Here is a 13269-nt window from a genome sequence, read left to right as displayed (position 1 = left end):
TCGTGCATATTATATATTGACAACGATGGAAAAAAAACCTTTAAGCCCAGAATTATTCGAAAGATTTATTGCCAACAAAAGCAATGCAGCAGAACTTGAGCAACTGTTTGATTATTTTGGAATTGCAGAAGAAAGGGAACTGCAAAAACTGATTGGTGCTAGTTTTGAACAAAACGACACCTTGTTTGATGGTGCTGAAGATGAACGCCTTGCTACCATCCATGCCGGATTATCGGATAAACTTTTTCCAAAGCCTGAAAAAAACAGCTTAAAAGTGTTTAAACCTAACCGCTTTATCAGGGTGGCAGCAGCAATTCTGCTAGTGGTTTCTGTTACTTTGCTCATTGCTAAGTTTTGGAATTCAAACCAGATGGTTGTTCCGGGTTCGGCTAATGCCATGTTAAACCTTAGCGGAAAAGCAGTGTTGCAAGCTGGTAAAAAAGACACGGTATTATACCACGGCAAAGGGGTTACAGTGAGCACAAAAGCAGATGGAACAATGGTTTTTATGGCAAATGGTGCAGATTCTACCGAAGCATCGAAGCTGAACACCTTAACTACTCCAAACGGTGGCGAGTACCGTATTACTTTGAGCGACGGCTCAATAGTAATGCTGAACGCTGGCTCGAAACTTAGTTTTCCAACTGATTTCCGCGGATCAAAAAGGAGAGTTTACGTAGAGGGCGAGGCTTTCTTTAATGTAGCCAAAAATCCGCTTAAACCTTTTGTTGTTAGTGTGGCAGGCAATGAAATCCGAGTGCTGGGTACGCAGTTTAATGTAAGCAGTTATCCTGAAGATGAAGGTACGCAAACCACACTGCTGGAAGGAAGCATCCGTTTTACAAATCCAAACAGGGATGAGGTGGTTTTAAAACCAAATCAACAGGTTATTTCTCAACATGGCAAACTTGCGCTCTACAATGTTTCGGCAAAAGACTTTAATGCCTGGACGAATGAGGAGTTTCTGTTTAATGATGTGCCTTTATCAATTGTGATGCAAAAACTGGCAAGGTGGTACAATGTAGCTATAGATGTGAAATCTATCCCACAGAAAAACCTGTACCTGAAAATATCCCGTAAGGCGGATATTGATGCGGTATTGGATGCCATTTCTACAGCAACAGCTTACAGGTTTAAAATCAGAGAGAATAAAATTGTGCTTAAGGAATAAGGTTGCTCCAACGTTGATCAATTAACCAACCAAACTAAATTTTTATGACAAACCATTACTTTCGCCTCGTCCGATCTGGATGCAGGTATTTACTGAACTGGCCAATTGTTTTTTGTCTGTTTGCAATGTTATCAATGCAGGCAAAGGCACAAAATATCCAGTACACTTTTAAACAAGCCTCTCTAAATACCGTTATATCGCAAATTTCGGCTAAAACAAACTATGAATTTGTTTATGATGCAGCTTTGGTTAAACAAGCCAAACCCATCAGCTTTAGCTTAAATACTGCCGATATTAAAACCATAATGGAAGCGGTAGTTAAAGGCCAGGATTTCGATTATGAAATTAATAACAACCGTACCATCATTTTAAAAGTACCCAAAGTGGACACTGAAGATGAATATGTGCTACATGGTATGGTTACCGATAGTTTAGGTTCTCCATTGCCAGGTGCCTCAGTAAAAATCAAAAATACCAACAAATATGTACTTACCGATGGTAACGGACACTTCAATTTAACTTTATCCAACCAATACAATACGCTCGAAATCAGTTATATCGGTTATCTTTCGAGCACCCGGCGGTTTGATAAAAATGCCGCTTTAAAGGTGGTAACTGTTAAGTTGGGTGCCAACGCATCTTTATTGGCAGAGGTTGTGGTAAACGGTTTTCAGTCGCTTCCGCTTGAAAGAAATGCAGGCGCATTTGCGATTGTTGACCAAAAGAAGCTGAATGAGCAAATTAACCCTGATCTTGTAGGTGCTTTAGAAGGTCGTGTGGCGGGTTTGGCTTATAATAAAAATCCTTATGGTATAGGTGCCGATCAGCAGGTGATTAGGGGGAGAGGTACATTTTCGATCTTCCAGACTGGTGTTAGAACTGATCCTTTGATTGTGATTGACGGATTGCCATCTGAAACCGCTTTGGAAGATGTTAATCCTTACGACATCGAATCGGTAACGGTTTTAAAGGATGCTGCAGCAGCCTCAATTTATGGTTCAAGATCGGCCAACGGGGTTATCATCCTAACCACTAAAAAAGGAAATACCCCTGCTAAAATTTCCTTAAACACCGATTTTTTTGTTGATGCTAAGCCGAGCTTTAATTCAATGCATTATGCTTCAACAAGTGATATACTCGATTTAGAAACCGATGTATACAATAAGGAACGTGCCAGGTACACTACAACAGAATCGATGTTTGCCGCATATGGAACCGCTGCAAATGGTTCGATTAAATATTACAGTCCGCTTTACCAACTGTACCGCGATCGTGACGCGGGTAAGGTTACAGCCGATCAGGTAAATCAACAATTGGCCTCCTGGCGCAATGCAGATTATTATGAGCAGTACAGAGATAATGTTTGGCAGAAAGCTTTCCGTCAGCGTTATAACCTGTCTTTCAGTTCTTCTAGTGCAAAATCAAATACTTTCACATCCATAAACTTCGATAATTCGGTACAAAAAATAATTCATAACAATGATCAGAAGCTTAATATCTATTTTAAAAACACTTATAACGTAAGCAAGTGGCTAACCACTACTTTGGGCTTTAATGGCACATACACCAAATCGGTAACTACTGATGGTTCTTATGATGCTTACACCACAATTAGCCCACGTTATGCTTCTATTGTAAATGCAGAGGGCAGCCTTGTTTATGCAGATTATGTAAACCTGCCAGATGGAATTGCTGGTGGAAATATTAACGGTGCTATGGTTGATGCGTTGAAAAATAATGCGCAGTTCCGTTCATATAGATTCAATATTCTGGAGTCGTTAAACGAAGGACTGGTCAATTCTACCAATATCTCATTAAGGGGTTTTGCGAATGTACAGGCCAGGCTTATGGAAGGTCTAAGTCTTTCAAGTCAGTTACAGATCGAAAATGAAAGTGCAAAAACGGATCAGTACTATGATGTTAATTCTTATAAAATGAGATCTGCCTACAATGCATTGGTTGGTTACACGCCCGCCACAAATGTATATGCTTTCGGACTTCCTACAGGGGGCAGGTATAGTCAATCGGATAGAGGAAGTAACAGTTATACTTTTAGAAACCAGTTGAGTTTCGACCGTTCTTTTGATAAAGGAAAGCATGCCATATCTGCCATTGCGGGCTTTGAGATGCGCCAAACCTTTTCGCCCAGAGGCATTGAAGATTTAAGATATGGTTATGATCCGATAACGCTTACCTCTACACTGATTAATACGCAAACGGCAAGCCAAACAGGTTTTCCGAGCTACATTTATGGTGGTACCAAAACATTATCTACTGTGGGCCGTACACAGTTAGAAAGTAAACACCGTAACCTTTCTACTTATGCAAATGCAGGTTATACTTATTTAAATAAATATAATATTACGGGTAGTGTGCGGGTAGATCAGGCTGATTTTTTTGGTGTAGATCCTGAATTTAAAAACCGTCCGTTATGGTCAGTTGGTGGAAGCTGGAATGCCAGCAATGAAGCTTTTATACAAGAGCAGAAATGGATCAATTTGCTAAAACTGCGCGCCACTTATGGCGTAAACGGAAATCAGAACTCCGAAAGCTCTAAATACTTAACTGCAAGAAGAAGAAGTGATAACCTTTTTACATCATTGCAATACATTGATATTACTGCATTACCAAATCCGAAATTGCGTTGGGAAAAAACAGAGACATATAATGGTGGCGTAGATTATGCCTTTTTATCGAACCGTTTAAGGGGAAGTGTTGATGTTTATTATAAAAAAGAGTACCGATTTAATTGTAAATGCAGAGTTAGATCCTACTGTGGGTGTAGCCTCACGGATGATTAATAATGGTACATTGATTAACCGTGGTATCGAATTTACCCTAAATGGCGACTGGTTAAAATCAGGCGATTTAACTTTGAGTTCTACCTTTATCCTGGGTTTTAACAGAAGTAGAATCGGTAAAGTTAACAGCTCACTTTCCAGCGCAGGTCAATTACGTGTCATCTCCGGCAATTTATTATATAGAAGGTTCTGCCTATAACACTTTATATGCTTACCGCTATGGAGGAATGGTAAATGGCTATCCGTATTTTTTGGATGAAAACGGTAAAGCGAGTATCGATTTTGATGCAAACGGCAACCCCATTGTATCAAGCATTAAAAGCTTTAACAATTTTGGCAGTTTGGTAAATATGGGCAGCTTAACGCCAACGTATACAGGATCTTTTTCTCAACGGGTTTCGTATAAAAGTTTCGAGCTAGCCGCTTTACTGGTATTTTCTGGTGGTAATGTAATCAGAAGAGATGTAACCAATATCAGTGTTTACGATGTTACTGATGAAAACATTACCCAACGTTTTAAAAATGGAAATGTACCTGATGTACCTCGCTTACTGGTCGATTATCCTGAAGCTTTAATTAACAGTGCCAGTACCATTAATACCATGTGGCAAGCTGCAGATGTAAATGTGGTGAAGGGCGATTATATTAAACTCAGAAATATTTCGCTATCGTACAATTTGCCTAAAAGCCTAACCGGCAGGTTCAAACTTCCATCTGCCAGGTTTACTGCGCAGGTAAACAATCTGTGGTATGCAAGTGCCGCGGGTGATGATATCGATCCGGAATCTATTCGGGCATTACAGGTACCACAGCCCTTGAAAATCCTAAATCATTTGTATTTGGCCTAAACTTAACCTTTTAACAAAATGAAAAGAAATATCATATTTATAGCATTCATCTTCCTTTTTGCAATGGGCGGATGTAAAAAATATACCGATTTAACACCAACAGGCTCATTGCTTGTAGAAAATGCACAGGATTATTACGACCTGGTTTCTTATCCAAACAGGGCTTACATCATCAGCAATTTCCAATACCTGGTTGATGACATGTGGATTAAGGAATCAAATTTTATTGGCGTAACACCTAATTTAAACACGGTACATTTTAGTTTTAACGAAAACATCGACCGTGTTTCGTTGATACAGAGTTCTAATTTTTATGAACGTGCTTACGTATACATCAACCGTTGGAATACCATTATATCCCTAGTTGATGGCAGCAAAGGCGACGACCGGGTAAAAGCCTTGGCCAAGGCAGAAGCTAAAGTTTTAAGGGCTTTCGATCACTTTTTATTGGTAAACGTATATGCCAAAGCTTATAACGCGGCAACAGCAGCTAATGATGGAGGCATCTGCATTATGGATAAATACGATTTAGAGGCACAGCCGGTAAAATCGACTGTAGCCCAGGTGTATGATTTTATTCAAAAAGATTTGGATGAAGCACTTCCATTATTGCAAGAAAAACCAGCAGATCCTTACCACCCCTCATTGGCTTTTGCCTGGGCACTAAAGGCTAAAGTGCATTTGTTTAAAAAGGAAATTGCACAGGCTAAAGCAGCGTGCGAGAAATCACTATCTTATAACAACCAGATTTTTGATCTCGTTAATTATACTACCAAACAAGGAGGCCCTTCGGTAACTCCAATTGTTGCGCCCAATAACCCTGAAGTATTAAGTTACATGTACATCCAGGGCTATAATGAAACCAATTTTGGTTATACCTGGCTAATCAGTCCCGAATTAAGAGAATTGTTCGGTACCAATGATGCACGTTTCAATATGTTTTTTAACACCACCAGTGCAAGCTTTTTAGATATTGGTGCTAATGCAGCATATTATAGCATAGCGTATACCAGGTTTTTTTATCCAACTGTTGGTTTAAAAACAACAGAAGTGTATTTAATGCAGGCCGAATGTTTGGCCAGAGAAGGTGATTTTGCTGGTGCAATGGCAGTGGTAAACAAACTCCGCGAAAAGCGCATCCTTTCGGGTACAAATTCACTCTCCGGTACCGGCAACCAGGAAAGAAACCATGGATATTATTATAAATGAACGTAGAAAAGAGCTGTTTTTAGGTTTTAATAGGTTTATGGATTTAAAACGCTTAAATACCGAGCCTGAATATGCTAAAACGGTAGTGCGGAAGTATCCGATAGTAAATAAAACGGTACCACAACAAACTTATACGCTTTTGCCTACATCAAGGTTGTATATTATTCCTTTTCCGCTTAACGTACTCAAGAAAAATCCCAATCTTACTTTAAATACAGACGAAAAGCTCCCGTTTTAACATGAATATTAAACACATTATATTTCCAATCGCACTCTTACTCTCTATAACTGCTTATTCACAAAAAACACCTGTTGTTAAGGCCGATAGCACCAGCCGTAAAGCACCGGTTGATTACAGCAAGCTGATTCCTGCAAATTCTTTTAGCGAAACAGGGCTTTTTGATGTTAAGCGTGTAGAGCAGAAATGGTATTTCGAAATACCAGATAGTATGCTTAACCGCTACATTTTAGCTGTTACACGTTATGTAAGCACGCCACAGGGCATGGGGAGTTTTGGTGGTGAAGCGGCCAATGAGCAAACCATATATTTTGAAAAAGGGAACAACAATAATTTATTGCTAAGATCGGTGCTTTACAGGCAGGATGTTAAAAGCAATGATGAAGCCATTTACAAAGCGGTGCTGCAATCGCAGGAAAACCCAATCGTTGCTGCTTTCGATATCAAGGCAAAAAATCCCTTAACAGGAAATTATGTAATTGAGGTTACCGATTTTATTAAAAAAGATAATCCTGTTATTTCAATCGCTGCTGATGAAAAATCAAACAAGAAACTGGGAAGCGTGGCTGATGACCGTTCTTTTATCGAGAAAATAAGCACTTATCCCATTAATATTGAGATTAAGAGTACTAAAACCTATTCTACCTCTGCAGGCATCATCCCATCAGGTGCACTTACGGGGGTTGTAACACTAAGGTTGAACACCTCTTTTGTGCTTTTGCCTAAAATACCCATGCGCAAACGTTTTGCAGATGATCGAGTAGGTTTTTTTAACAACAAGTACATTCTTTTTGATGAGGAAAGGCAACACGCTGATGTTAAATATTTTATTGAACGTTACCGTTTGGAGCCTAAAGCTGAAGATATGGATAAGTATAAAAAAGGCAAACTTGTTGAACCTAAAAAGCAGATTATTTATTACATCGACCCGGCAACACCGAAAAAATGGCGACCTTATTTAATTGCAGGCATTAACGATTGGCAAAAAGCTTTCGAAAAGGCGGGTTTCAAAAATGCCATAATTGGAAAGGAATGGCCGGAGGCAGATACCACCATGAGCCTTGAAGATGCACGTTTCTCGGTAATCAGGTATTATGCTTCTGAAACGCCAAACGCTTACGGACCAAGAATTAGCGACCCCAGAAGTGGTGAAATTATAGAAAGTCATGTTGGCTGGTACCACAATGTAATGAAGCTGGTGCAAAGCTGGTACATGATCCAGGCGGGTGCGCTTGATGAGCGGGCAAGAAAGATGAACTTCGACGATGAGCTGATGGGCCAGCTGATCAGGTTTGTTTCTTCACATGAAATTGGACATACACTTGGCTTAAAACATAACATGGGGGCTAGCAGCCAAACTCCAGTAGAAAAACTTAGGGATAAGAAATGGGTAGAGGCAAACGGACACACGGTTTCAATAATGGATTATGCACGGTTTAATTATGTGGCGCAGCCCGAAGATCATATTTCGCCTGCTGGCATTTACCCGCGCATTGGAGCTTATGATAAATGGGCAATTAATTGGGGCTACCGTTATTATGCTGGAATTAAAGATGAATATTCGGAAGAAAAAATTACTAAGAAGATGATTCTTGATTCGCTTTCTGCCAACCCCAAACTTTGGTTTGGTGGTGAAGGGAAAGAAGAAGATCCGCGCAGCCAGACAGAAGATATCGGTGATGATGCCATTGCTGCAAGTGATTACGGGATAAAAAACCTAAAGCGCGTGGTGCCTAACCTGGTTAAATGGACTTATGAACCTGGCGACCTTTACGATAATTTAAGTGATATGCACAAAGCAGTTGTTCGCCAATACAGCAGGTACCTTTATCATGTAATGAAAAACATCGGCAATAGTTATGTAACCAAAAGAAGTGCTGATGAGGCTGGAGTTGTAATTACCGAGGTGCCGAAAAAACGTGTTAAGGCTGTTGTAGATTATGTAGGCCGACAGGTATTTGAAGCACCGTTGTGGTTGTACCCTAAAGATATTACCAGCCGGATTAATATTAAACCGATGGATGAAATGGTAGATCAGCAAAACCAAATGCTGAATATGTTCTTAAGTCAGGGGCTATTGTACAATTTAAGCCAAAAAGCACTTGCTTCAGCAAATCCTTATCCGGTAAAAGAGTTTTTAGTGGATTTAAAGCATGCCACCTGGATTAAGTTTACCGGAGTGGAAAGCAGTGATGTTTACCGCCGCAGTCTCGAACGCTCTTACATTGAAAAGTTAAACACGCTGATTAACCCGAAAGATATTGCTGATGGCAAAGCGATGACTACAGCCCAAAGGAGCGATGTAAGGTTGGAAGCTATTGTACACCTTAATGATGTAAAGGAAACAATTAAGTTGCTAATGCCGCAAACTTCAGGCATTAACCTGTTGCATTTGAAAGATATGCTTTTAGAAATAGAAAAAATTAATAAGAAATCAAACACAATCTCATAATATGAAAAGTTATTTAATTGCTTTGCTGGGTGCAGCATTACTTTTAAACTCAGGATTAAAAGCACAGGTTAAAACATCGGCTCAGGAAGTGGCCACACCAGAACTGGCGCAAAAAAGAGAAGCTTTAAAAGAAGCGATCATCTCCAATTACCTGGGTATGAAAAACAGTCTGGTAAAATCCGATTCGGTTCAAGCGGCTAAATCTGCCACAGAATTTGTTGCTGTATTAAACCAGTTTAAGTTTAAAAAACTCTCATTAACTGATATGAATGCGGCCACAACAACACGTGAAGAGATTAAAACACTTGCTTTGGCTATTGCTGCTACAAAATCAATCAATAAACAACGCAGCGAAATGGATAAACTTTCAGTTAAAATATGGTCGATTATTGAAAGGTTTAAACCAGAGAAGACCACCCTTTACAAACAGGTTTGCCCTATGACGGGTACTACATGGATTAGTGATGAAAAGGCGATACAAAACCCTTATTACCCAAAAAACATGCTTACCTGTGGCGAAGTAAAAGCAAGTATTTAATACCACATCAAAATAATAGTTAATGATTAAAAGCGGTTTCCCGGATAGGAGCCGCTTTTTTTGTTTATCATGGTGGTGTTATTAGGTGGTTAATTCCACTTTTATCAAAATAAGCTAATTCTTAAAAATTAGTCTTATAAACATCATCGAATATATATTATAACTTTTTGAGATTAAATTCAGCTAATTTTTCCCTATTTCTGAGCAAATGATGATGAAATTTTCAAAACCTTTGCGTTTTCGATATTATATAATCATTTTTATGGCTATGCTTTTGTGTTGTTCCATATATAATGAGGTTATATGCTAAAATTTTTATCAGATTGTTAACATGACGGAAGAAAGCGCATATTTTACGCCTGATTATTCGGTTAATATTTATGGATTGAGTGAGCAATCGGTTACTGTTGAATTCGGAACAGTAATTAGTGAAGAAATATTGCAGCTTATTACAAGCTACAACCTTGCTTTAATGCAAAATCCTTTTCCAGGTTTAATCACTACGGTGCCTGCATATTGTACACTTACCGTATTTTTCGATCCGCTTTTAGTCCACACATCCAATCTTCCGGGCGAAACTTGCTTTGATAAAGTATCGTACTTCCTGAGTCACATTAAACAGTCAGAAAACAGGCAAGCTATAAATAAACCTGTTGAAATCATTATTCCGGTATGTTATGGAGGGAGTTTTGGGGCTGATATTGAAACAGTTGCAAAAACAAATCAACTTTGTATAGCAGAAGTTATCGAAAGGCATTCCTCCATGCAATATATTGTATACATGATAGGTTTTGTACCTGGTTTCGCCTATATGGGTGGGATGGATGCAAGTTTACAAACCCCGCGCAAGCAGGTGCCAGATGCAACAATACCAGCAGGATCAGTTGGTATAGCGGGTATGCAAACGGGTATTTACCCGATGGAAATACCCGGCGGATGGCAGATTATAGGGAGAACACCCTTAAAAATGTTCGATGTAAACAGGGCCGAACCTTCATTATTAAAAGGGGGCAATTTGGTTCGCTTTAGAGCCATCAATATTGATGAATTTAATACTTATGGCAAACAATGAGTATGAAAATCAGTATCCTAAAAGCAGGTTTGTTAACCACAGTACAGGATATGGGCCGGTATGGCTACCTTTCACAAGCTGTACCCGTTTCTGGTGCGATGGATCAACTCGCTCATCGGCTGGCCAATAAAGCGGTTGGTAACGATGATGATCTGGCAACCATTGAGTTTACTTATGCTGATGCATCTTTTAAAGCAGAAACCGATCTTTTGATTGCATACTCTGGCGATGGGGCATTTCTGGTTGATCATGATCAGGTGATGCCTGCAGAAAAGCCGTTATTTATCCGTGCAGGTTCGGTAATTAAATTAATCAATAACCCTGTAGGGATTAGAATTTACCTTGCAATTGCCGGTGGGTGGGAGGTGCCCGAAGTAATGGAAAGTAGGAGTACATTTCTTGCTGCTGGTTTCGGCGGTTTTAATGGAAGGGCATTAAAAAAGGAGATGTATTAAGCAATAATGTAAGTTTAGCAAAGGTTTCGGAAGCGATATTGAACCATCTTAAAAATAAGCACTTAAGCTATCCGAACTGGCGTATCTCTCGGGAGAGTTTAATACCCGAAAACAGGCACACCATTAGGGTAGTATTGGCTAACGAAATCAATTGGTTTGATGCCACATCCATTATCTCTTTCCTAACCAAAACATATCAAATAGATAAAAGAAGTAACCGGATGGGATACCATTTAAACGGCAAAACCCTGGTTAGAAAAGTTAAAAAAGAATTGCTCAGTACCGCTGTAACTCCCGGAATAATCCAGGTTACAGGAAGTGGCGATTTGGTAATCCTCATGGCCGATTGCCAAACCACTGGCGGTTACCCGCGCATAGCCCATGTTGCTGCTGTTGATCTACCTTTGTGTGCACAGTTAAAGCCTGGCGATGAAATCCGTTTTTCTGAAATATCCAGAGATGAAGCAGAAGAACTATATCTGGAACGCGAACATGATTTATCGTTGATTACCACAGCGATAGGCCTTAAATATTTAAATATATGAAAACAATAGACCTCAATTGCGATATGGGGGAAGCATTTGGAAATTATGCCATGCCCAATGATGAAAAACTGATGGATTATATCTCTTCGGCCAATATTGCATGTGGTTTCCATGCAGGAGATGCATCAGTAATGCAGCATACTGTTGTTTTGGCGGTAAAAAAAGGAGTTGCAATAGGCGCACACCCGGGTTTGGCAGATTTACAGGGCTTTGGAAGAAGAGAAATGAAGATATCTGCAAATGAGGCTTACCAGCTTACCTTATATCAAATTGGTGCGTTAAGCGGTTTTGTTAAAGCTGCAGGAGGCAAACTCCATCATGTAAAAGCACATGGTGCATTGTATAATATGGCAGCAAAGGATGAGGCTTTGGCCACGGCAATTGTTCAGGCAGTTTACGATTTTGATCCTGGTTTAATTCTGTATGCACTTGCCGGTAGTAAAATGATCAGCGAAGCACATAAGAAAGGTATTGTTACTGCATCAGAAGTTTTTGCCGACCGTACCTACCAGGATGATGGTTTGTTAACCCCGCGTACAGCTACCAATGCGCTAATTACGAGTGATGAAGAGGCCGTTGCGCAAGCACTAGGTTTCGCCATTAAACAAGAGGTGAAAAGTGTAAATGGAAATAAGATAACAGTGAGTGCAGAAACACTTTGTTTGCATGGAGATGGTAAACATGCGGTTGCTTTTGCTAAATTAATTTCTGAACGCTTAACGAAAGAAGGCATATCTATTAAAGCACCCACGGCATGAAACCAAAATACAATTGGAGTGTACTTTTAGGAGCTGCTTTTTTAATGGCTTCATCGGCCATTGGTCCGGGGTTTTTAACGCAAACTGCCGTATTTACCCAACAATTGGGTGCCAGTTTCGCTTTTGTAATTTTGTTATCCATCATACTGGATGCCATTGCACAACTAAACATCTGGCGGATTATTGCCGTTGCCGATAAACCCGCACAGGATATTGCCAATAAGGTATTTCCTGGCTTGGGCTATTTTATATCATTCCTCGTTTTTTTAGGTGGTATGGCATTTAATATCGGCAACATAGCCGGGGCAGGTTTGGGTTTAAATGTGCTGTTTGGCATTAGTGTAGGTAAAGGTGCAGTAATCAGTGCTATAATGGCTATTGGTATCTTTATTTACAAAGAAGCCGGTAAAGCCATGGATGTTTTTGCCAAAACCATGGGCTTAATCAAAATCGTACTGGCTTTAGTTATCGCCTATACCAGTTCTCCGCCTTTGGCCGAAGCTGCACTGAGGGCAATAAACCCAACGCAATTTAGTTTTACCGCGGTATTAACCATTGTTGGGGGTACGGTTGGTGGCTACATCACCTTTTCGGGGGCACACCGTTTATTGGATGCCAGGCAAACAGGTATACAAAACCTGGCTGCGGTAAATAAAGGCGCATTAAGTGCAATCGGCCTTGCATCAATTATGCGTTTATTGTTGTTTATTGCCGCTTTAGGGGTGGTAAGTAAAGGTTTAACCTTAGATCCTGCCAACCCGGCTGCTTCGGTTTTTAAACTGGCCAGTGGTGAAATTGGTTATAAAATTTTTGGTATGGTCATCTGGGCGGCAGGTATTTCATCTGTTGTGGGTTCGGCCTATACTTCCATATCTTTTATCAAAAGCTTCCATCCCATAATCTTAAAGTACAACAGGGAAATTATTATTGCTTTTATATCCATCTCCTGTGTTATTTTTATCCTTATTGGCAAACCTGTTAAAATATTACTTACAGTAGGGGCCATAAATGGTTTTATACTGCCAATTGCCTTGGGCATTATGCTTATCGCTGCTTATAAAACCAAAATTATTGCCAATTATAAACAACCGCTCTGGCTTACGCTTACTGGTTTGGCTGTGGTACTTACCATGGTTTGGATGAGTTATGGCACCATTTTACAAATGGTGAACGGAGAATAAA

11 protein-coding genes and 1 pseudogene are annotated in these 13269 nt (G+C 39.8%); all 12 read left to right on the top strand.

Annotated elements, in window-relative coordinates; translation table 11 throughout:
• Nucleotides 1–25: 25 nt before the first annotated feature.
• The gene (locus tag AC0IWE_RS07380; protein ID WP_471792556.1) at nt 26–1171 is read left to right on the top strand and encodes a FecR family protein; all 1146 of its coding nucleotides are present in this window, start codon (nt 26–28) and stop codon (nt 1169–1171) included.
• Between the two features lie 44 nt (nt 1172–1215).
• The gene (locus tag AC0IWE_RS07375) at nt 1216–3972 is read left to right on the top strand and encodes a SusC/RagA family TonB-linked outer membrane protein (protein WP_471792555.1); all 2757 of its coding nucleotides are present in this window, start codon (nt 1216–1218) and stop codon (nt 3970–3972) included.
• Nucleotides 3947–4171, top strand: a complete 225-nt coding sequence (locus AC0IWE_RS07370; RefSeq protein ID WP_471792554.1) for a hypothetical protein — start codon at nt 3947–3949, stop codon at nt 4169–4171. Before AC0IWE_RS07375 ends, AC0IWE_RS07370 begins: the two co-directional genes overlap by 26 nt.
• Nucleotides 4128–4820, top strand: a complete 693-nt coding sequence (locus AC0IWE_RS07365; protein WP_471792553.1) for a hypothetical protein — start codon at nt 4128–4130, stop codon at nt 4818–4820. Before AC0IWE_RS07370 ends, AC0IWE_RS07365 begins: the two co-directional genes overlap by 44 nt.
• 18 nt (nt 4821–4838) lie before the next feature.
• Nucleotides 4839–6029, top strand: coding sequence for a RagB/SusD family nutrient uptake outer membrane protein (locus AC0IWE_RS07360; RefSeq protein WP_471792552.1), 1191 nt, complete (start codon nt 4839–4841; stop codon nt 6027–6029).
• On the top strand, nt 6010–6267 hold the full coding sequence (locus AC0IWE_RS07355) for a RagB/SusD family nutrient uptake outer membrane protein (protein WP_471792551.1): 258 nt from the start codon (nt 6010–6012) through the stop codon (nt 6265–6267). The genes AC0IWE_RS07360 and AC0IWE_RS07355 overlap by 20 nt, the downstream gene beginning before the upstream one ends.
• A gap of 1 nt (nt 6268) precedes the next feature.
• A complete protein-coding gene (locus AC0IWE_RS07350) occupies nt 6269–8719 on the top strand; it encodes a zinc-dependent metalloprotease (RefSeq protein WP_471792550.1) in 2451 nt (816 codons plus the stop codon).
• 1 nt (nt 8720) lies between these two features.
• Complete coding sequence (locus AC0IWE_RS07345) at nt 8721–9257, top strand: DUF3347 domain-containing protein (RefSeq protein ID WP_471792549.1); 537 nt, start codon at nt 8721–8723, stop codon at nt 9255–9257.
• 331 nt (nt 9258–9588) lie between these two features.
• On the top strand, nt 9589–10329 hold the full coding sequence (gene pxpB / locus AC0IWE_RS07340) for a 5-oxoprolinase subunit PxpB (protein ID WP_471792548.1): 741 nt from the start codon (nt 9589–9591) through the stop codon (nt 10327–10329).
• Nucleotides 10326–11329 (top strand): annotated as a pseudogene (locus AC0IWE_RS07335) (5-oxoprolinase subunit C family protein). The gene pxpB and the pseudogene AC0IWE_RS07335 overlap by 4 nt, the downstream one beginning before the upstream one ends.
• The gene (locus AC0IWE_RS07330) at nt 11326–12087 is read left to right on the top strand and encodes a LamB/YcsF family protein (RefSeq protein ID WP_471792547.1); all 762 of its coding nucleotides are present in this window, start codon (nt 11326–11328) and stop codon (nt 12085–12087) included. Before AC0IWE_RS07335 ends, AC0IWE_RS07330 begins: the two are co-directional and overlap by 4 nt.
• Nucleotides 12084–13268 carry an NRAMP family divalent metal transporter gene (locus AC0IWE_RS07325; RefSeq protein WP_471792546.1) on the top strand — a complete coding sequence of 395 codons (1185 nt, stop codon included), beginning with the start codon at nt 12084–12086 and terminating at the stop codon, nt 13266–13268. The genes AC0IWE_RS07330 and AC0IWE_RS07325 overlap by 4 nt, the downstream gene beginning before the upstream one ends.
• Nucleotide 13269 lies beyond the last annotated feature (1 nt).

The organism is Pedobacter sp. AC402, from assembly GCF_979252805.1.
This window is presented reverse-complemented; position numbering and strand designations above follow the sequence as displayed.

Bases quoted from the DNA above. Each gene is read 5' to 3' on its own strand.
- AC0IWE_RS07380 (WP_471792556.1), top strand. From the start codon at position 26: ATGGAAAAAAAACCTTTAAGCCCAGAATTATTCGAAAGATTTATTGCC.
- AC0IWE_RS07375 (WP_471792555.1), top strand. From the start codon at position 1,216: ATGACAAACCATTACTTTCGCCTCGTCCGATCTGGATGCAGGTATTTA.
- AC0IWE_RS07360 (WP_471792552.1), top strand. From the start codon at position 4,839: ATGAAAAGAAATATCATATTTATAGCATTCATCTTCCTTTTTGCAATG.
- AC0IWE_RS07355 (WP_471792551.1), top strand. From the start codon at position 6,010: ATGGATATTATTATAAATGAACGTAGAAAAGAGCTGTTTTTAGGTTTT.
- AC0IWE_RS07350 (WP_471792550.1), top strand. From the start codon at position 6,269: ATGAATATTAAACACATTATATTTCCAATCGCACTCTTACTCTCTATA.
- AC0IWE_RS07345 (WP_471792549.1), top strand. From the start codon at position 8,721: ATGAAAAGTTATTTAATTGCTTTGCTGGGTGCAGCATTACTTTTAAAC.
- pxpB (WP_471792548.1), top strand. From the start codon at position 9,589: ATGACGGAAGAAAGCGCATATTTTACGCCTGATTATTCGGTTAATATT.
- AC0IWE_RS07330 (WP_471792547.1), top strand. From the start codon at position 11,326: ATGAAAACAATAGACCTCAATTGCGATATGGGGGAAGCATTTGGAAAT.
- AC0IWE_RS07325 (WP_471792546.1), top strand. From the start codon at position 12,084: ATGAAACCAAAATACAATTGGAGTGTACTTTTAGGAGCTGCTTTTTTA.